Source organism: Variovorax sp. GW460-12-1-14-LB1 (assembly GCF_059423605.1).
Genome location: NZ_JBWKYF010000014.1, coordinates 68,023 through 86,010 on the forward strand (window position 1 = coordinate 68,023; position 17,988 = coordinate 86,010).

Below are 17,988 nucleotides of genomic sequence, written 5' to 3' on the forward strand. Positions count from 1 at the left end.
GGGTTCCCCCAACCCCACTCATGATTGCCCTGATCATCCTCAGTTTCTTCGTCTCTGCCATCGCGGTGCAGCTGTTCATGCGCCGCGCGCGCAGACACGCGCGCCGCTACGGCGCCGACATGCCCCAGCGTTTCCACAAGGGCCACGTGCCGCGCCTGGGCGGGGCCGGCATCATGCTCGGCATGAGCGCGGCCTGGCTGGGCGCCGGCCTGATCGAGCCGCTGAACATCGCCTGGCCGCTCAAGTCCTCGATGCTCACGCTGGTGTGCATCCTGCCCGCCGTGCTCGGCGGCATCGTCGAAGACGTGACCCAGCAGGTCAAGGTGCGCTACCGGCTGGGCCTGACGATCGGCTCGGCGCTGCTGGTGTGCTGGGTGCAGGGGCTGGGCGTGGCGCGCACCGGCTTCGAGACGCTCGACGGCTGGCTCGCGCTGCTGCCCTATGCCTCGCTGGTCTTCGCGGCCCTGGCCATCGGAGGCCTGCCGCATGCCTTCAACATCATCGACGGCTACAACGGGCTGGCCGGCACCGTGGCCGTGCTCGTGTGCCTGGCGATCTCGCACGTGGCGCTGCAGCTGGGCGACCGGCAGCTGGCCGCGATGGTGATCTGCCTGGTCGGCGCCACCTTCGGCTTCCTGGTCTGGAACTACCCGCGCGGCAAGATCTTCGCCGGCGACGGCGGCGCCTACGTCTGGGGCATGGTGATCGCCGTGGCCTGCGTGACGCTGGTGCAGCGCCACCGCGTGGTGTCGCCATGGTTCCCGATGCTGCTCTTGATCTACCCGGTGTGGGAGACGCTGTTCTCCATCTACCGCAAGCTGGCCCGGGGCCAGTCGCCGGGCACGGCGGACGCGCTGCACTTCCATCAGCTGATCTTCCGGCGCATCGTGCGCGTGGCCTTCGCGGACGACGAGGCGCGCCAGCTGCTGGCGCGCAACAACCGCACCTCGCCGTACCTGTGGATGTTCGCCGCGCTGTCGGTGGTGCCCGCGGTGCTGTTCTGGAACAACACCTTCGTGCTGATGCTGTTCTGCCTTCTGTTCGTCACGACCTACGTCGGGGCGTACCTGATGATCGTGCGCTTCAAGGTCCCGCGCTGGCTGCGGCCCTGACCGCCGGCGCCGCCTTGTTGCGAGAATTCTTCCCATCGTCCACCGCTTTGGAGCCTGACCGCCCATGACCGACCCCGTCCTCAACATCCCTCCGCGCGACAAGGCCGAGATCCTGGCCCAGGCGCTGCCGTACATCCGCAAGTTCCACGGCAAGACCATCGTCATCAAGTACGGCGGCAACGCCATGACCGACCCGGCGCTGCAGGCCGACTTCGCCGAAGACGTGGTGCTGCTCAAGCTGGTCGGCATGAACCCGGTGGTGGTGCACGGCGGCGGCCCGCAGATCGAGGCCGCGCTGAACAAGCTGGGCAAGAAGGGCAGCTTCGTGCAGGGCATGCGCGTGACCGACGCCGAGACCATGGAAGTCGTCGAATGGGTGCTGGCCGGCGAGGTGCAGCAGGACATCGTGGGTCTGATCAACCAGGCCGGCGGCAAGGCCGTGGGCCTCACGGGACGCGACGGCGGCCTCATTCGCGCGCAAAAGCTCAAGCTGGCCGACCGCACCGACCCGAACGTGCACCACGACGTGGGCCAGGTCGGCGACATCGTTTCCATCGACCCCAGCGTGGTCAAGGCGCTGCAGGACGACGCCTTCATTCCCGTCGTGAGCCCCATCGGCTTCGGCGAGGAGAACGAGAGCTACAACATCAACGCCGACGTCGTCGCCGGCAAGCTGGCCACCGTGCTCAAGGCCGAGAAGCTCATGCTGCTGACCAACACGCCCGGCGTGCTCGACAAGAACGGCAACCTGCTCACCAACCTGAGCGCGCGCGAAATCGACGACCTGTTCGCCGATGGCACCATCTCGGGCGGCATGCTGCCCAAGATCGAAGGCGCGCTCGACGCGGCCAAGAGCGGCGTGAACGCGGTGCACATCATCGACGGCCGCGTGCCGCACGCGATGCTGCTCGAGATCCTGACCGACCAGGCCTACGGCACGATGATCCGGGCGCGTTGAGCGCCCTCCGCGTGCCTTCCGTCGGCGGAAGGCGCGCGCTCACTGCGCTGTGCGAGAATCAATTGATTACATCTTTGCACGCGCTCCCATGCAGAACGAAGAGACAGCTGCCCCCGGCGTAGAGACCCCGGCCGACACGCCCGCCGCCGCACCGACGCGCAAGCGCCCCAAGCCGGGCGAGCGGCGCGTGCAGATCCTGCAGGCACTGGCCGCCATGCTGGAGCAGCCCGGTGCCGAGCGGGTCACCACCGCCGCGCTGGCCGCGCGGCTTGAGGTGAGCGAGGCGGCCCTGTACCGCCACTTCGCGAGCAAGGCCCAGATGTTCGAGGGCCTCATCGACTTCATCGAGCAGAGCGTCTTCACGCTGGTCAACCAGATCCTCGAGCGCGAAGGCGCCACCGGCAGCCAGCAGGCGGCCCGCATCCTCGTGCTGCTGGTGCAGTTCGCCGAGCGCAACCCCGGCATGACGCGCGTCATGGTCGGCGACGCGCTGGTGTTCGAGAACGAGCGCCTGCAGCAGCGCATGAACCAGTTCTTCGACAAGATCGAGGCCACGCTGCGCCAGGTGCTGCGCGGCGCGGCCGCCGCCGACGGCTCGGCCACGCCCAGCGTCGACGCCCAGGTGCGCGCCGCGGCGCTCACGGCCTTCGTGGTGGGGCAGCTGCAGCGCTTTGCGCGCTCGGGTTTCCGCCGCGCGCCGTCCGAACACCTGGAAGCCACGATCGCCCTGATCGTTTGACGGCCTTGCCGGCAAGTCCGGCGCCGCCACGCTGAACTCGACGCGGCCCCTGGCGGCGCGTACGATCAATTTCCTCCCTTGCCGCCACGCGGTGCCGCGGTGACAAGCCCGTTTCGCATGACCTCTGGATCGGAGGCTCGCATGAGTGCTTGTCCTTCCCGCCTTCGCTGGCCTTCCGGGGCGCGCCATGCCTGATGCCGCCGCCGCCCGCCCGGCCCCTCTCCTGCACGCCGTTGCGCTCACCGCGGTTGCCATGGTCGCGTTCGCGGCCAACTCGCTGCTGTGCAGGCTCGCGCTGCAGCACGGCGGCATCGACCCGGCCAGCTTCGGCAGCATCCGGCTCGCGTCGGGGGCGATCACGCTCGCGCTCGTCGTGCGCTTCCGGGCACAGCCGGCGGCGCTCGGGCACACCGGCTGGCTCCCGGCCGTCATGCTGTTCGCGTACGTCGCGTTCTTCTCTTTCGCCTACCTCAGCCTCCCGGCGGGCACGGGCGCGCTGATCCTCTTCGGTGCGGTGCAGCTCACGATGCTGGGCGCGGGGCTGGGCGGCGGCGAGCGCTTCGGGGTGCTCGCGTGGTGCGGCTTCGTCCTTGCGGCGGCCGGCCTCGTCTACCTGGTGTCGCCGGGCGTTGCGGCGCCGCCGCTGCTGGGCGCCGTGCTGATGGCGGTGGCGGGCGTGGCGTGGGGCGTGTATTCGCTGCGCGGCCGCGGCGTGGCCGATCCGCTAGCTGCCACGGCGCGCAACTTCCTGCGTGCCGTGCCGTTGGCCCTGGCATTGAGTCTTGTGTTCGCCACGCGCGCGCACGCCGATGCGCGCGGCGTTGCGCTGGCCGTGGCCTCCGGCGCGCTGACCTCGGGGCTCGGCTACGTCGTCTGGTACGCGGCGCTGGGCCGGCTGTCGGCGTTGCGGGCGGCGACGGTGCAACTGTCGGTGCCGCTGCTGGCGGCGTTCGGCGGCGTGCTGTTCCTGTCGGAAGCGATCACGCCGCGGCTGGCGCTCGCCTCGGTGGCGATCCTGGGCGGCATCGCGCTGGTGCTGAGCCAGAAGTCGCGCCAGGCGACGCGGCGTTAGTTCAGGGCCACGCCCACCTTGGCGCCGGCGGCGACGATCTCGCCCCAGGTCGCGTCATCGACCCACACCCCGTCGCGCCGGCGTGCCGCGCGTGCCCGGCGCTCCGGCTCGCCCGCGATCTGCACGGCCTCGAAGCCCTGGCCCGGCGGGCTTTGCCGCAGCCAGCCGATGAACTCGCGTGCCTCCTCGTCGAAGGCCTTCTGCGTGCCGAGCTTCACGGGGTCGATCAGCACCGTCAGCATGCCGTTGAGCACCGTGCGCGCCGTGTCCGCCGGCCGGTGCCAGGTGCCGCCGCCCGTGAGCGCGCCGCCCAGCAGCTCGCACGCCACCGCCATGCCGTAGCCCTTGTGTTCGCCGAAGGTCATGAGCGCGCCGAACAGGCCGTTGCCCTGCGGCACCACGACCACGCCCGGGTCGTTGGTGGGCGCACCGCGCTCGTCGATGAGGTAGCCGTCGGGCACCTGCTCGCCCTTGTTGTGGGCCACGCGCATCTTGCCCTGCGCCACGCGGCTGGTCGCGTAGTCGAGCACGAAGGGCTCGGCGCCCGCCAGCGGAATGCCGATGCAGCACGGGTTGGTGCCGAAGCGCCCGTCGCCGCCGCCCCAGGGCGCCACCACGGGCCGCGAGAGCACGTTGACGAAGTGCATCGCCACCAGCCCCTGCGCCGTCGCCATTTCCGCGAAATGGCCGATGCGCCCCAGGTGGTGCGCGTTGGCGAGCGTGAAGATGCAGCTGCCGTGCTGCTTCGCGCGCGCGATGCCGAGCTCCATCGCCTGCACGCCGACGATCTGCCCGTAGCCGTGCTGGCCGTCCAGGCCCATCAGCGTACCGATGTCGAGGTTGACCTTCACGGCCGCGTTGGGCACGAGGCCGCCTTCGGCCACCGCATCGATGTAGCGCGGCAGCATGCCCACGCCGTGCGAGTCGTGCCCGCTGAGGTTGGCCAGCACGAGGTTGGCGGCCACCTGCTGCGCTTCGGCGGTGCTGCTGCCCGCCGCTTCGAGGATGCGGGCGACGTTGGCTTGCAGGCCGTCGGCCGGCAGGGTTCTGGACATGGATCAGGCTCCTCTTGCGTTCAAGGTGATGGCGTGGCGGTGGCCGACGGGGCGGGCGGGCAGGGGCTGCATTGGCCTCACATCACCGCGCCGACTTGCCACGGTACGAACTCGTTCTGCCCGTAGCCGTGCTGCTCGCTCTTCGAGTGCGCGCCCGAGGCCGTGGCCAGCACCAGCTCGAAGATGCGCTGGCCCATCTCCTGGATCGAGGCCGTGCCGTCGACGATCTCGCCGCAGTTGATGTCCATGTCTTCTTCCTGCCGCTGCCACAGCGCCGAGTTGGTCGCGAGCTTGAGCGAGGGCGAGGGCGCGCAGCCATAGGCCGAGCCGCGCCCGGTCGTGAAGCAGATCAGGTTCGCGCCGCCCGCCACCTGACCCGTGGCGCTCACCGGGTCGTAGCCGGGCGTGTCCATGTAGACGAAGCCATGCGCGGTGACGGGCTCGGCGTACTCGTACACCGCTTCGAGGTTGCTGGTGCCGCCCTTGGCGACCGCGCCCAGCGATTTCTCGAGGATGGTCGTGAGTCCGCCCGCCTTGTTGCCCGGCGAGGGGTTGTTGTTCATCTCGCCCTCGTTGATCTCTGTGTAGTGCTCCCACCACTTGATGCGATCGACGAGCTTCTGGCCCACCTCGCGCTTCACCGCGCGGCGCGTCAGCAGGTGCTCGGCGCCGTACACCTCGGGCGTCTCGCTGAGGATGGCCGTGCCGCCGTGCGCCACCAGCAGGTCGACCGCCGCGCCCAGCGCCGGGTTCGCGCTGATGCCCGAGTAGCCGTCGGAACCGCCGCATTGCAGGCCGATGGTGATGTGCGCCGCGCTGCACGGCTCGCGCTTCACCGCGTTGGCGCGCGGCAGCATTTCGTTGATGAGCGCCACGCCCTTCTCGACCGTCTTGCGCGTGCCGCCCGTGTCCTGGATGTTGAAGGTGCGGAAGTTCTCGCCTTCGGCCAGGTGGCCCGTTGCGAGCCAGGCGTTGATCTGGTTGGCTTCGCAGCCGAGCCCGACCACCAGCACGCCCGCGAAGTTCGGGTGCGTGGCATAGCCCGTGAGCGTGCGCTCCAGGATCCGCATGCCCATGCCCTGCGTGTCCATGCCGCAGCCGGTGCCGTGCGTCAGCGCGACGATGCCATCGACGTTCGGGAACGCCGCGAGCGCCTGCGGATTCGTCTTGCGCGAGAAGTGGTCGGCAATGGCGCGTGCGGCCGTGGCCGAGCAGTTCACGCTGGTCAGCACGCCGATGTAGTTGCGCGTGGCCACGCGGCCGTCGGCGCGGCGGATGCCCATGAAGGTGGCCTCGCGTTTCGCGGGCGCGGGCTTCACGTCGGCGCCGAAGGCGTAGTCGCGTTCGAAGTCGCCCTTGTCGGGGCCCATGTCCAGGTTCTGCGTGTGCACGTGCTCGCCAGCGGCAATGGCCTTGCTCGCGAAACCGATGATCTGGTTGTAGCGGCGCACCGGTTCGCCCTGCGCGATGGCGCGCATGGCGACCTTGTGGCCCGGCGGAATCAGGCCGCGCACGGCCACGTTCTCGACGAGCGTGCCGCCCAGCAGTTGCGAGCGCGCGATGACGACGTCGTCGGCGGGATGGAGTCGGATGTAGGGGGTCATCGTGGGTATCGTTCTCGGAGCCGGCGCGGGTGCGCCGGTGGTGGTCGTTACTGCATGATCTTCGGCAGCCACAGCACGGTGGCAGGCCAGTAGGTGATGATGCCTAGGCTCAACAGCAACGGCACCAGCCAGGGCAGGATCGCCATCGTCGTGCGCTCGATGCTGAGGTTGGCGATGCGCGCCAGCACGAACAGCACCATGCCCATCGGCGGGTGCAGCACGCCGATCATGAGGTTGAGCACCATCACCACGCCGAAGTGCACCGGGTCGATGCCCAGCTGGTTCGAGATCGGCAGCAGGATGGGCACCAGGATCGTGATGGCCGCGGTGGTCTCCAGGAAGCAGCCCACGAACAGCATCAGCAGGTTCGCGAGCAGCAGGAACACCCAGGCTTCCTTGGTGAAGTTGAGCACCCAGCTCGCGATGTCGGCCGTGACACCGGTGGCCGTCAGCATCCAGCCGAAGATCGAGGCGGCCGCCACGATGAAGAGCACCGTCGAGGTCGATTCCACCGTCTCCAGGCAGACCTTGACGAACATCTTCCACTGCAGCGTGCGGTACCAGAAGAAGCCCAGCACCATCGCCCACACGCAGGCGGCAATGGCGCCTTCGGTGGCAGTGAACAGGCCCGTCGCCATGCCGCCGATGAGCAGCACCGGCGTCATGATCGGCAGCACCGCCTCGAACTTGAAGACCTTGTCGGCCGCGAAAAGAATCACCAGCGCAATGGCCACCGCCGGTTGGGCCGGCGCGCCGAACTTGTCGACTGCGAACCACAGCAGCGTGGGCCACAGGCACACCACCAGCAGCTCGACCAGCGCCTTCATGAGGCGCGGCCACTGGAACTTCACGTCCGCGCCCCAGCCGTTCTTGTGCGCGTAGTAGGCCACCGTAAGCATCATGAGCAGCGTCATGATCAGCCCCGGCATCAGCCCCGCGATGAACAGTGCACCCACCGACACGTTGGCCATCATCCCGTAGATCACGAAGGGCAGGCTCGGCGGAATGATCGGCCCCAGCGTGGCCGAGGCCGCGGTCACGCCGACCGCGAACTCGGTCGAGTAGCCGTGCTCCTTCATCGCCTTGATCTCGATCGTGCCCAGGCCTGCCGCGTCCGCGATGGCGGTGCCGCTCATGCCCGAGAAGATCACCGAACCCAGGATGTTCACGTGCCCCAGGCCGCCCTTGAGCCAGCCCACCAGCGCGAGCGCGAAGTTGTAGATGCGGTTGGTGATGCCGGCGTTGTTCATCAGGTTGCCGGCGAGGATGAAGAAGGGAACGGCCAGCAGCGGAAAGCTGTCGACGCCGCTCACCATGCGGTGAATGACGACGAAGCCCGGCAGGTTGCCGCTCCAGAGGATGTAGACCAGCGAGGCACCGGCCATGGCCACGGCGACCGGGATGCCGGCGCTCATGAAGAGCAGGAAGGCGATCTTCAGCATGTTGTTGTCGTGATGGAGTGGGGTTGCGACCTCAGCGGTCGTCGATCGTGGATTCGGGCCGCTCCAGCACGCAGTAGCCGCGGCGCCAGTGCACCACGCTCACCTGCACCGAGCGCACGCACATGGCGACGAAGCCCAGCAGGCACACGCCGTAGACGATGTTCATCGGCAGGTCGACGATGGTCATGCTCGCGTTGTTGCCGATCTTGAGCATCATCTGCACGGTCATGACCACGGCCGCCGCGAAGAACGCCGTGCGCAGCACGTCGACGAGCAGGCCCAGCGCGCGGCCCATGGCCGGCGGCATGTGGCGGTAGAAGAAGTCGACCTGGATGTGGTTGTTGCGTGCCACGCCGATCGACGCGCCCACGAACACCGTGCCCACCAGCAGGTAGCGCGCGATCTCCTCGGTCCAGGAGGCCGAGTCGTTCAGCACGTAGCGCGTCACGAACTGGTAGAGCACCGTGAGGCCCAACACCCAGAAGATGCCCAGGGCGGCCCAGGCCTCCACGGTGGTGCCGGACAGGTCGACGGCCTCGTCCTTGGCGTGGAACTCGCCGTCGTCGCCCAGCAGCTTGTCGTCGCTCATCGTGTGGCCTTACTTGATCGCGATGATGCGGTCGTAGTCCTGCTGGCGGTAGCCGTGGTCGGTGGGCTTGGTGTTCTTGAGCACGGCCTCGCGGAACGCGCCCTTGTCGACCGTGATCACGTTGTTGCCCTTCTTCTTGAACTCCTCCACCAGCCGGGTCTCGGAGGCGATGATCTCGCGGCCGGTTTTCTCGGCGGCTTCCTGCATCACGTCGTTGAACATCTTCTTCTCGTCGGCGCTGAGCTTGGCCCACAGCTGGCCCGAGACCACGGTGAGCAGCGAGTCGACGATGTGGCCGGTCAGCGAGATGTTCTTCTGCACCTCGTAGAACTTCTTGGCCTCGATGGTGGGCAGCGGGTTCTCCTGCGCATCCACGGTGCCGCTTTGCAGCGCCAGGTAGACCTCGGCGAAGGCGATCGGCGTGGCGTTGGCGCCCAGCGACTTGGGGAAGGCCAGGTAGGCGGGCGCGTCGGGCACGCGGATCTTCAGGCCCTTCATGTCCTCGGGCTTGCTCACCGGCTTGGCCGCGCTCGAGGTGACGTGGCGCGCGCCGTAGTAGTTGAGCGCCGTGATGTGGTTGCCGGTCTTGTCGTCGTAGCCCTTGGCGAGCTCCTTGAACACGTCGCTCCTGGCGTACTTCAGCTGGTGCTCCGCGTCGCGGAAGATGAACGGAAAGTAGGTGATGGCCAGCGGCTTGTAGCTGTTGCCCGCGAAGCTCGCGCCGGTCAGCACGATGTCGACCGTGCCCAGCGTCAGGCCCTGGTTGATGTCGGCTTCCTTGCCCAGGCTGGAGGCCGGGAACACCTGGATGTCGTACTTGCCGTTGCTGCGCTTCTTGATCTCCTCGGCCGCCCACACCGAGTACTTGTGGAAGGGCTCCGAGGTCTCGTAGACGTGCGCCCACTTGAGCTTGGTCTGCGCCGAGGCGATGCCCGTCGCGCCCAGCGCGCCGGCCGCGAGGGCGCAGGCGGCCAGGGCCTTGAGGGCGGTGCGTTTGCTGTTCTTGCTGCTGCTGATCATGGGGTGTGTCTCCGTTGTAGTGAACTGGCAGGAAGGCTGGCGAGGAATCAGGCGGGCTTGGCGCGGCGCCAGCTCGCGCTGAAACGGTGGTGCGAGTTGTCCATGTGCGTGTGCATCGCGCTGCGCGCGGCCTCGGCGTCGCGCGCGGCAATGGCGTCGCGGATCGCCTCGTGCTCGGTGATGGCGGCGCGCCACGAGGTCACGGTCTCGAAGTAGCCGCCCAGCCGCGTGAAGATCGGGCCGCGGCGTGAATCCCAGAAGCCCTGCACCGTCTCGACCAGCACCACGTTGCCGCTGGCGCCGACGATGGCCAGGTGAAAGGCGCGGTCGCCGTCCAGCGGCATGACGTTGCGGTCGGCCATCTCGCGCATGGTGGCGATGGCGCGCGTCATCGCGTCCACGTCCTTGCGCTTGCCCGAGAGGGCGGCGATGGCGGCGGTCTCGCCCTCGATCACGCGGCGCGCGCGGATCAGCTCCAGCGGCCCCCACTCGGTGGGCGCCACCGGTGCGCTGGCGCGGTGCGAGCGGTCGAGCACGTACACGCCGGAGCCGGTGCGCACTTCGACCCAGCCCTCGACCTCCAGCGCGATGAGCGCCTCGCGCACCGAGGGCCGGCTCACGCCGAGCTGCTTGGCCAGGTCGCGCTCGGCGGGCAGGCGCGCGCCCACGTCGAATTCGCCCTTGGCGATCAGCCCCCGGAGCTGGTCGGCAATCTGGCGATAGAGGCGTTGGGGTTCGACGGTCTGGAGCGGCACGGGAGCAGGGTGTGGGTGCGGGCGAGGCGGTGGATCGGCTTAAGGGTTGTCCTGAATTGGACAAGTGGTAAGGCCAATTCAGAATACGGCGATTCACAGATGTCACCCATCGGGCCTAACCCGAACCCACCTCGCATCCGCAGAACACCCCAGGAGACACCGACCATGAGATTGAAGGGAAAGACCGTGCTCGTCACCGCCGCCGGCCAGGGCATCGGCCGCGCCAGCGTGCTGGCGCTCGCGGCCGAGGGCGCCCATGTGTGGGCCACCGATGTCAACGAGCAGTTGCTGTCGGCCTACGCCGGCGTGGCGAACGTCTCGGCCCTGAAGCTCGACGTGCTCGACAAGGCCGCCGTCGGCGCGGTCGTGGCGCAGCTGCCCACGCTGGACGTGCTGTTCAACTGCGCGGGCGTGGTGCACAACGGCACCATCGAGCAGGCCGGCGACGACGACCTCGACTTTGCCTTCCGCCTCAACGTGCGCGCGCAGATGTGGACCATCCAGGCCGTGCTGCCCGGCATGCTCGCGGCCGGGCGCGGCAGCATCATCAACATGGCCAGCGTGTGCTCCAGCATGAAGGGCCTGCCCAACCGCTTCGTCTACGGCACCACCAAGGCGGCCGTGCTCGGCCTCACCAAGAGCGTGGCGGCCGACTACGTGGCCCGCGGCATCCGCTGCAATGCCGTGTGCCCGGGCACGGTCGACACGCCCTCGCTGGGCGATCGCATCAACGCCAACGCCGACCCCGAGGCCGCGCGCAAGGCCTTCGTGGCGCGCCAGCCCATGGGCCGCCTCGCGCAGGCCGAGGAGATCGCGCCGGTGGTGGTGTTCCTGGCGAGCGACGAATCCATCTTCGCCACCGGCCAGTACTTCACGGTCGACGGCGGCATCACGATATGAACCGGCTCGATCTCGAAGGCCGCCACGCCGTGGTCACCGGCGGTGCCACGGGGCTGGGCTTCGGCATCGCGCAGCGGCTCGTCGCCTCGGGCGGCAGCGTCACGCTGTGGGACCGCGACGAGGCCGCCGCCGGGCGCGCGGCCGAAGCGCTGGGTGCCAAGGCCTTCGCATTGAAGGTCGACGTGACGCAGCAGCCTTCGGTCGCGAAAGCCGTGGCCGCCACGCTCGCGCACGCGCCGCGCATCGATGCGCTGGTCAACAGCGCCGGCATCACCGGGCCCAACGTCAAGCTGTGGGACTACCCGGTGGACGAGTGGCGCCAGGTGATGGAGGTCAACGTCAACGGCGTGTTCCTGTGCTGCCGCGAGGTGGTGGCACAGATGCGCAGGCAGGGCACGAAGGGCGAGGGCCGCATCGTCAACATCGCCTCGGTGGCGGGCAAGGACGGCAACCCCAACGCCAGCGCGTACAGTGCGAGCAAGGCCGCCGTCATCGGGCTCACCAAGTCGCTCGGCAAGGAGCTGGCCGACACCGGCATCCGCGTGAACTGCGTGACGCCCGCGGCGGTGAAGACCGCCATCTTCGACCAGATGACCCCCGACCACATCGCCTTCATGCTCTCGAAGATTCCCATGGGCCGCTTCGGCACGGTGGAAGAGGTGGCCGCGATGGTCGGCTGGCTCTGCACCGACGATTGTTCGTTTTCCACCGGCGCGGTCTTCGACCTCTCCGGTGGCCGCTCCACCTACTGACCCCATTCCCTATTTCAATGCACTGAAAGGAACGCATGAAACTCGTCCGCTACGGCAACCCCGGCAAAGAGAAGCCCGGCCTCATCGACAACGAAGGCAAGCTGCGCGACCTGAGCGCCATCGTCAAGGACATCGGTCCCGACCAGCTCGGCGATGCCGCCATCGCCAAGCTGCGCAAGACCAAGGTCGACAAGCTGCCGCTGGTCAAGGGCAAGCCGCGCTTCGGAAGCCCCGTGGCCAATGTCGGCAAGTTCATCGCCATCGGCCTGAACTACGCCGACCACGCGGCCGAATCGGGCCTGCCGGTGCCCAAGGAACCCATCGTCTTCATGAAGGCCACCAGCTGCATCCAGGGCCCGAACGACCCGGTGATGCTGCCCAAGGGCTCGGTCAAGTCCGACTGGGAGGTCGAGCTCGGCGTGGTCATCGGCACGAAGGCGCGCTATGTGTCGCAGAAGAGCGCACTCGATTACGTGGCCGGCTACTGCACCATCAACGACGTGAGCGAGCGTGAATACCAGATCGAGCGCGGCGGCACCTGGGACAAGGGCAAGGGCTGCGACACCTTCGGCCCCATCGGCCCCTGGCTCGTCACGCGCGACGAGATCGAGAACCCGCAGAAGCTCGCCATGTGGCTCGACCTGAACGGCCAGCGCGTGCAGACCGGCAGCACCAAGACCATGATCTTCAGCGTGGCCAAGCTCGTGAGCTACGTGAGCCAGTTCATGACGCTGATGCCCGGTGACGTGATCACCACCGGCACGCCGCCCGGCGTCGGCATGGGCATGAAGCCGCCGCTGTTCCTGAAGAAGGGCGACGTGATGACGCTGGGCATCGAAGGCCTGGGCGAGCAGCGCCAGGAAGTGGTGCCCTTCAAGCTCTGAGCACGCGCACCAGTTCGTCGTACACCAGCCGCACGCGCGCCGGCACCGGCGCGCGCTGCGGGCGGTAGACGTGGATCGGCCAGGGCTCGGGCGCCTCGGCCGCCAGCACCTCCACCAGCGCGCCCGATTGCAGCCACGGCTGCGCCAGCGGCCCGATGAGCTGGCCGAAGCCGATGCCCGCCAGCACCGCGGCGCATTCGGCGTCGATGTTGTCCGTCACGAACGCGGGCGACGACATGGTGAACACCCGTTTCTTGCTGAAGGCCCACGGCCACGGCCGGCCCGAGCTGTGGTCGATCAGCGCCGTCACCGGCAGCGCCGACAGCGCATCGACGGTGCGCGGCGCACCGACCCGCTCGATGAGCGCCGGTGAGCCCACCACGCACAGCGACATCTTGCCCACACCCCGGGCCACGAAGCGCGCGTCGCGCATCGGGCCGACGCGCACGCCGAGGTCGATCTGCTGGTCGACCACGTCGGCATGCTGCTCCGACAGCCGCAGGTCGAGCACCAGCCCGGGGTGCTGCGCCAGCAGCGGCGCCAGCGCCTGCGGAATCAGCCGGGCGTACACATGCGGCGCCGTGACCCGCACCGTGCCCGTGTGCTGCGACAGCGCGCGCCGGTCGATGCGGTGAAAAAGTTCGTCCACGCCGCCCACGGCCACGCGGGCGCGCTCGGCTAGCTGGCGCCCGAAATCGGTGAGCTGCACGCCGCGCGTGCTGCGGTGAAAGAGAGGCTCGCCCAGCTCTTCTTCAAGCTCGCGCACGGCGCGGGTCACCACCTGCGGCGACACCGACAGGCGCACGGCCGCCTCGCGGAAGTTGGTGGCATCGGCGGCGGTGAAGAACACGCGCAGGGCTTCGAGGCGGTTGGACATGGGGTGTTCCTTTTTGGGGAATTCTGAAGTCGCCAGAGTTTCATTTACTGGAACGCGTGGATTTTCCACACTGCATGCACTTCTTCAACCATCTCCAAGGAAATTCCATGACCTCCATTCAAGACAACATCCAGGGCAAGGTCGCGATCGTCACCGGCGCCAGCAGCGGCCTGGGCGAATCGACGGCGCGCCACCTGGCCGCGCGCGGCGCCAAGGTGGTGCTCGCGGCCCGCCGCACCGACCGGCTCGACCAGGTCGTCGCCGAGATCCGCGAGGCCGGCGGCGAAGCCATCGCCGTGGCCACCGACGTGGCGAAGCGCGCCGACCTGGAAAGGCTCGCGGCCGCCACCGTCGAGGCCTTCGGCCGCATCGACGTGCTGGTCAACAACGCGGGCGTGATGCCGCTGTCGCCGCTCGAGAAGCTCAAGGTCGACGAATGGGACCGCACCATCGACGTCAACATCAAGGGCGTGCTCTACGGCATCGCCGCCGTGCTGCCGCGCATGCAGGCGCAGGGCAGCGGCCACATCGTGAACGTCGCGTCGATTGCCGGGCTGAAGGTGTTCACGCCCATCGGCACGGTCTACAGCGCGACCAAGCACGCGGTGCGCGCCATCTCCGAAGGCCTGCGCGTGGAGGTGGGCAACAGCGGTGTGCGCGTGACCATCGTGTCGCCCGGCGCGGTGGACTCGGAGCTGAAGTTCGGCAGCAGCGACGCCGAGAGCGCCGCCGGCGTGAAGGCCTTCTACGACGCCAACCAGATTCCGGCCGACTCGGTGGCGCGCGCCATCGTCTACGCGGTGGAGCAGCCGGCCAACGTGGACATCAACGAGGTCGTGCTGCGGCCTGTGTCGCAGGAGTTCTGATCCCGCCGGGGCAAGGGTGCGGCCCCCTGGCGGCCGCCCCTTGCTTTGGCTAACCTTTATTAACCCAGCGCCGCTCAAGGTCATTTGCGGTCAAAAGTGCAAAGCCCCTGCAAAATAGAACGACCGTTCGTTTTATTCGGAGCTTTCACGATGTCTGCCACCGCCGTTCCCGCCAAGCCGGCCCGCGCCGCCCCCAAAGGCCAGCAGACCAAGGCCATCATCGTCGACGCCGCGCTGGCGCTGGCCGCGCAGATCGGGCTCGAGGGCCTGTCGATCGGCGCCGTGGCCGAAATCACCAAGATGAGCAAGTCGGGCGTGTTCGCCCACTTCGGCTCGCGCGAGGAACTGCAGATCTCGGTGGTGCGCGAATACCACGCGCGCTTCGAGCAGGAAGTGTTCTTCCCCGCGCTCCAGGCCCCGCGCGGCCTGCCGCGCCTGCGCGCCATGTTCGCCAACTGGATGAAGCGCACCTCGACCGAGATCGACTCGGGCTGCATCTACATCAGCGGCGCCTCCGAATTCGACGACCGCCCGGGCCCGGTGCGCGACGCGCTGGTCGAGTCGGTCAGCATCTGGCAGGCCGCCGTGCTGCGCGCCATCGTGCAATCGAAGACCGAAGGCCACCTGCGTGCCGACGCCGACGAGCGCCAGGTCGGGTTCGAGATCCACGGCCTGATCCTCGCGCTGCACTACGAGGCCCGCTTCCTGCAGGTGCCCGGCTCCATCGGCCGCGCCAACGTCGGCTTCGACAACATCCTCGCGCGCGCCGCCACGCCGGACGCGCCGCCTGCCTCCAATGCCGCCGAATCCGCGCCCGCTGCGCGCGGCACGCGCCGGCTCAAGACCGTGCGCTGAGCGCCACGGCCGCCCGTTTCGTTTTTCCGTTTTCGTTTTTTCCAATCTATCTAGCTTCGACCAGGAGAGTCCCGGATGCCTACCTACAACCCCCCCGTGCGTGACATGCAGTTCGTGCTGCACGAAGTGCTCAACGTCGCCGAGGAACTCAAGGCACTGCCGGCCCACGCCGAGACCGACGCCGACACCATCAACGCCGTGATCGAAGAGGCCGGCAAGTTCGCGGCCGAAGTCACCTTTCCGCTGAACATCAGCGGCGACGAAGAAGGCTGCGTGCTCGACAAGGCCACGCACGAAGTGAAGACGCCCACGGGCTTCAAGGACGCCTACGCCAAGTACGTCGAAGGCGGCTGGCCCGCGCTGTCGTGCGACCCGGCCTTCGGCGGCCAGGGCCTGCCGTTCGTGGTGAACCAGTGCTTGTTCGAAATGCTCAACAGCGCCAACCAGGCCTGGACCATGTACCCGGGCCTGTCGCACGGCGCCTACGAGGCCCTGGCCGCGCACGGCACCGACGACCAGAAGAAGACCTACCTGCCCAAGCTCACGAGCGGCGAGTGGACCGGCACGATGTGCCTGACCGAACCCCATTGCGGCACCGACCTGGGCCTGCTGCGCACCAAGGCCGAGCCGCAGGCGGACGGCACCTACCGCATCACCGGCAGCAAGATCTTCATCTCGGCCGGCGAGCACGACATGACGAGCAACATCATTCACCTGGTGTTGGCCCGCCTGCCGGACGCGCCCAAGGGCAGCAAGGGCATCAGCCTGTTCGTGGTGCCCAAGTTCCACGTCAAGGCCGACGGCTCGCTCGGCGAGCGCAACCCGATCTTCTGCGCCGGCCTGGAGCACAAGATGGGCATCCACGGCAACGCCACCGCACAGATCGTGATCGAAGGCGCCACCGGCACGCTGGTGGGCGAGCCCAACAAGGGCCTGGCTGCGATGTTCGTGATGATGAACGCCGCTCGCCTGGGCGTGGGCAACCAGTCGCTGGGCCTGACCGAAGTGGCCTACCAGAACGCCCTGGCCTACGCCAAGGACCGCATCCAGATGCGTTCGCTCTCGGGCGTGAAGGCCAAGGACAAGGAAGCCGACCCCATCATCGTGCACCCCGACGTGCGCAAGATGCTGCTCACGGCCAAGGCCTACGCCGAAGGCGGCCGCGCGCTGCAGATCTTCTGCACGCTGCTGCTCGACAAGGAACACAACCACCCCGACGAGAAGGTGCGCAAGGACTCCGGCGAGCTGGTTGCGCTGCTCACGCCCATCGTCAAGGCCTTCATCACCGACAACGGCCACATCGCGACGAACTCGTGCATGCAGGTCTTCGGTGGCCACGGCTTCATCAAGGAATGGGGCATGGAGCAGTTCGTGCGCGACAACCGCATCAACATGATCTATGAAGGCACCAACACCATCCAGTCGCTGGACCTGCTGGGCCGCAAGATCCTGGGCAACAACGGCGCCTCGCTGAAGAAGTTCGGCAAGCTCGTCGCCAAGCTGGTGGAAGAAGAAGGCGTGAACGAGAAGATGGCCGAGTTCATCAACCCGATCGCGATGCTGGGCGACCAGCTCACCAAGTTCACGACCGAGATCGGCTTCAAGGGCTTCCAGAACCCCGACGAAGTGGGCGCCGCCGCCGTCGACTACCTGCGCGTGGCCGGCCACTTCGTGTTCGGCTACCTGTTCGCCCGCATGGCGCAAGTGGCCCTGCGCGAAATCGCCGCCGGCAACAACGATCCGTTCTACGTCGCCAAGCTGCAGACCGCGCGCTTCTACTTCGCCAAGCTGTTCCCCGAGACCGCGACGCTGATGCGCACCGCGCGCGCCGGCAGCAAGGTGTTGATGGACACCGACGCCGCACTCGCTTAAGCGACGCACACAGCCTTTCTTCATCGACCCACCGGGAGCCCGCTCATGAAAGCAACGCTTGCAGCCGTCTTGTTCACCGTCACCGCCGTCTCGGCCATGGCCCAGAGCACGCCGGTGGGCCTGTGGCGCAACGTCGACGACAAGACCGGCGAGGCCAAGGCCGAGATCCGCATCGCCGACGCCAACGGCGCGCTGCTCGGTCGCATCGAGAAGTCGTTGAAGAAAGACACCAAGCCCGACGCCACCTGCGACGAATGCGCCGACGACCGCAAGGGCAAGCCCATCGCGGGCCTGGAGATCATCCGTGGCGGCAAGAAGGCCGAGGGCAAGGACGTCTGGGAAGGCGGAAAGATCCTCGACCCCGAGAACGGCAAGGAATACCGCGCGAGCTTCACGCCCATCGACGGCGGCAAGAAGCTGGAAGTGCGCGGTTATCTGGGCCCCTTCTGGCGCACCCAAACCTGGAACCGTGTGCAGTAAGTGCGCAACGGAGGCCATGTGACATGAGCGTCTCGTCGGGAAAGTTGATCGGTGGCCTTGCTCTCGTGGTGGTTGCTGCTGGTGCGGCCGCTGTCATCACCTTTATTGGGGTACTCGCAACTGTCCCCCTTGCACCCGGGTACAGAGGTGGCGGCG

At 68.0% G+C, this 17,988-nt stretch carries 18 protein-coding genes; 11 read left to right on the top strand and 7 right to left on the bottom strand.

Features of this window, described 5'->3' with window-relative positions:
* The first annotated feature begins 20 nt into the window (after positions 1-20).
* The 4 genes from AC07Y4_RS10030 to AC07Y4_RS10045 all read left to right on the top strand — a co-directional run bounded on the left by AC07Y4_RS10030 (position 21) and on the right by AC07Y4_RS10045 (position 3,881).
* Positions 21-1,112 (top strand): glycosyltransferase family 4 protein, encoded by a 1,092-nt coding sequence (locus AC07Y4_RS10030; protein ID WP_062471143.1) that lies wholly within the window; start codon positions 21-23, stop codon positions 1,110-1,112.
* A 64-nt stretch (positions 1,113-1,176) separates the two neighbouring features.
* The gene (gene argB / locus AC07Y4_RS10035; protein WP_062471140.1) at positions 1,177-2,070 is read left to right on the top strand and encodes an acetylglutamate kinase; all 894 of its coding nucleotides are present in this window, start codon (positions 1,177-1,179) and stop codon (positions 2,068-2,070) included.
* Between the two features lie 88 nt (positions 2,071-2,158).
* Positions 2,159-2,809 (top strand): nucleoid occlusion factor SlmA, encoded by a 651-nt coding sequence (slmA, locus tag AC07Y4_RS10040; RefSeq protein ID WP_062471138.1) that lies wholly within the window; start codon positions 2,159-2,161, stop codon positions 2,807-2,809.
* Between the two features lie 187 nt (positions 2,810-2,996).
* Positions 2,997-3,881: a DMT family transporter gene (locus AC07Y4_RS10045; RefSeq protein WP_495274464.1), complete on the top strand. Its 885-nt coding sequence runs from the start codon at positions 2,997-2,999 to the stop codon at positions 3,879-3,881.
* Here AC07Y4_RS10045 and AC07Y4_RS10050 read toward each other — a convergent pair.
* The 6 genes from AC07Y4_RS10050 to AC07Y4_RS10075 all read right to left on the bottom strand — a co-directional run bounded on the left by AC07Y4_RS10050 (position 3,878) and on the right by AC07Y4_RS10075 (position 10,346).
* Positions 3,878-4,936 carry a malate/lactate/ureidoglycolate dehydrogenase gene (locus AC07Y4_RS10050; protein WP_487848601.1) on the bottom strand — a complete coding sequence of 353 codons (1,059 nt, stop codon included), beginning with the start codon at positions 4,934-4,936 and terminating at the stop codon, positions 3,878-3,880. The two genes, AC07Y4_RS10045 and AC07Y4_RS10050, sit on opposite strands and share 4 nt — an antisense overlap.
* 77 nt (positions 4,937-5,013) lie before the next feature.
* Positions 5,014-6,540 (bottom strand): UxaA family hydrolase, encoded by a 1,527-nt coding sequence (locus AC07Y4_RS10055; RefSeq protein WP_487848600.1) that lies wholly within the window; start codon positions 6,538-6,540, stop codon positions 5,014-5,016.
* 47 nt (positions 6,541-6,587) lie between these two features.
* The gene (locus AC07Y4_RS10060) at positions 6,588-7,982 is read right to left on the bottom strand and encodes a TRAP transporter large permease (RefSeq protein ID WP_095743531.1); all 1,395 of its coding nucleotides are present in this window, start codon (positions 7,980-7,982) and stop codon (positions 6,588-6,590) included.
* 31 nt (positions 7,983-8,013) lie between these two features.
* Positions 8,014-8,571: a TRAP transporter small permease gene (locus AC07Y4_RS10065; RefSeq protein WP_070060225.1), complete on the bottom strand. Its 558-nt coding sequence runs from the start codon at positions 8,569-8,571 to the stop codon at positions 8,014-8,016.
* A gap of 9 nt (positions 8,572-8,580) precedes the next feature.
* Entirely contained in the window at positions 8,581-9,591 is a 1,011-nt protein-coding gene (locus AC07Y4_RS10070; RefSeq protein WP_307582850.1) for a sialic acid TRAP transporter substrate-binding protein SiaP, read from the bottom strand.
* 47 nt (positions 9,592-9,638) lie between these two features.
* Complete coding sequence (locus AC07Y4_RS10075) at positions 9,639-10,346, bottom strand: FadR/GntR family transcriptional regulator (protein WP_159273772.1); 708 nt, start codon at positions 10,344-10,346, stop codon at positions 9,639-9,641.
* A gap of 165 nt (positions 10,347-10,511) precedes the next feature.
* On the opposite strand from AC07Y4_RS10075, the gene AC07Y4_RS10080 reads away from it, so the two are divergent.
* Genes AC07Y4_RS10080 through AC07Y4_RS10090 form a run of 3 tightly spaced genes read left to right on the top strand, consistent with a single transcriptional unit; the run spans position 10,512 to position 12,882 of the window.
* Positions 10,512-11,246 carry an SDR family oxidoreductase gene (locus AC07Y4_RS10080; protein WP_487848599.1) on the top strand — a complete coding sequence of 245 codons (735 nt, stop codon included), beginning with the start codon at positions 10,512-10,514 and terminating at the stop codon, positions 11,244-11,246.
* A complete protein-coding gene (locus tag AC07Y4_RS10085; protein WP_487848598.1) occupies positions 11,243-11,998 on the top strand; it encodes an SDR family NAD(P)-dependent oxidoreductase in 756 nt (251 codons plus the stop codon). Before AC07Y4_RS10080 ends, AC07Y4_RS10085 begins: the two co-directional genes overlap by 4 nt.
* A 35-nt stretch (positions 11,999-12,033) precedes the next feature.
* A complete protein-coding gene (locus AC07Y4_RS10090) occupies positions 12,034-12,882 on the top strand; it encodes a fumarylacetoacetate hydrolase family protein (RefSeq protein ID WP_487848597.1) in 849 nt (282 codons plus the stop codon).
* On the opposite strand, the gene AC07Y4_RS10095 is transcribed toward AC07Y4_RS10090, so the two are convergent.
* Positions 12,872-13,759: a LysR family transcriptional regulator gene (locus AC07Y4_RS10095; RefSeq protein ID WP_487848596.1), complete on the bottom strand. Its 888-nt coding sequence runs from the start codon at positions 13,757-13,759 to the stop codon at positions 12,872-12,874. The genes AC07Y4_RS10090 and AC07Y4_RS10095 overlap by 11 nt on opposite strands.
* A 107-nt stretch (positions 13,760-13,866) precedes the next feature.
* On the opposite strand from AC07Y4_RS10095, the gene AC07Y4_RS10100 reads away from it, so the two are divergent.
* The 4 genes from AC07Y4_RS10100 to AC07Y4_RS10115 all read left to right on the top strand — a co-directional run bounded on the left by AC07Y4_RS10100 (position 13,867) and on the right by AC07Y4_RS10115 (position 17,832).
* A complete protein-coding gene (locus AC07Y4_RS10100; RefSeq protein ID WP_487848595.1) occupies positions 13,867-14,625 on the top strand; it encodes an SDR family oxidoreductase in 759 nt (252 codons plus the stop codon).
* 150 nt (positions 14,626-14,775) lie between these two features.
* Positions 14,776-15,480 carry a TetR/AcrR family transcriptional regulator gene (locus tag AC07Y4_RS10105; protein ID WP_070060219.1) on the top strand — a complete coding sequence of 235 codons (705 nt, stop codon included), beginning with the start codon at positions 14,776-14,778 and terminating at the stop codon, positions 15,478-15,480.
* Between the two features lie 75 nt (positions 15,481-15,555).
* The gene (locus AC07Y4_RS10110) at positions 15,556-17,352 is read left to right on the top strand and encodes an acyl-CoA dehydrogenase C-terminal domain-containing protein (protein WP_369644812.1); all 1,797 of its coding nucleotides are present in this window, start codon (positions 15,556-15,558) and stop codon (positions 17,350-17,352) included.
* A gap of 45 nt (positions 17,353-17,397) precedes the next feature.
* Positions 17,398-17,832: a DUF2147 domain-containing protein gene (locus AC07Y4_RS10115; RefSeq protein WP_062471092.1), complete on the top strand. Its 435-nt coding sequence runs from the start codon at positions 17,398-17,400 to the stop codon at positions 17,830-17,832.
* The last annotated feature ends 156 nt before the right edge of the window (positions 17,833-17,988 follow it).

Bases quoted from the DNA above. Each gene is read 5' to 3' on its own strand.
- AC07Y4_RS10100 (WP_487848595.1), top strand. From the start codon at position 13,867: ATGACCTCCATTCAAGACAACATCCAGGGCAAGGTCGCGATCGTCACC.
- AC07Y4_RS10065 (WP_070060225.1), bottom strand. From the start codon at position 8,571: ATGAGCGACGACAAGCTGCTGGGCGACGACGGCGAGTTCCACGCCAAG.
- AC07Y4_RS10095 (WP_487848596.1), bottom strand. From the start codon at position 13,759: ATGTCCAACCGCCTCGAAGCCCTGCGCGTGTTCTTCACCGCCGCCGAT.
- AC07Y4_RS10060 (WP_095743531.1), bottom strand. From the start codon at position 7,982: ATGCTGAAGATCGCCTTCCTGCTCTTCATGAGCGCCGGCATCCCGGTC.
- AC07Y4_RS10090 (WP_487848597.1), top strand. From the start codon at position 12,034: ATGAAACTCGTCCGCTACGGCAACCCCGGCAAAGAGAAGCCCGGCCTC.
- AC07Y4_RS10030 (WP_062471143.1), top strand. From the start codon at position 21: ATGATTGCCCTGATCATCCTCAGTTTCTTCGTCTCTGCCATCGCGGTG.
- AC07Y4_RS10110 (WP_369644812.1), top strand. From the start codon at position 15,556: ATGCCTACCTACAACCCCCCCGTGCGTGACATGCAGTTCGTGCTGCAC.
- AC07Y4_RS10105 (WP_070060219.1), top strand. From the start codon at position 14,776: ATGTCTGCCACCGCCGTTCCCGCCAAGCCGGCCCGCGCCGCCCCCAAA.
- AC07Y4_RS10050 (WP_487848601.1), bottom strand. From the start codon at position 4,936: ATGTCCAGAACCCTGCCGGCCGACGGCCTGCAAGCCAACGTCGCCCGC.
- slmA (WP_062471138.1), top strand. From the start codon at position 2,159: ATGCAGAACGAAGAGACAGCTGCCCCCGGCGTAGAGACCCCGGCCGAC.
- AC07Y4_RS10080 (WP_487848599.1), top strand. From the start codon at position 10,512: ATGAGATTGAAGGGAAAGACCGTGCTCGTCACCGCCGCCGGCCAGGGC.
- argB (WP_062471140.1), top strand. From the start codon at position 1,177: ATGACCGACCCCGTCCTCAACATCCCTCCGCGCGACAAGGCCGAGATC.
- AC07Y4_RS10115 (WP_062471092.1), top strand. From the start codon at position 17,398: ATGAAAGCAACGCTTGCAGCCGTCTTGTTCACCGTCACCGCCGTCTCG.
- AC07Y4_RS10085 (WP_487848598.1), top strand. From the start codon at position 11,243: ATGAACCGGCTCGATCTCGAAGGCCGCCACGCCGTGGTCACCGGCGGT.
- AC07Y4_RS10055 (WP_487848600.1), bottom strand. From the start codon at position 6,540: ATGACCCCCTACATCCGACTCCATCCCGCCGACGACGTCGTCATCGCG.
- AC07Y4_RS10070 (WP_307582850.1), bottom strand. From the start codon at position 9,591: ATGATCAGCAGCAGCAAGAACAGCAAACGCACCGCCCTCAAGGCCCTG.
- AC07Y4_RS10045 (WP_495274464.1), top strand. From the start codon at position 2,997: ATGCCTGATGCCGCCGCCGCCCGCCCGGCCCCTCTCCTGCACGCCGTT.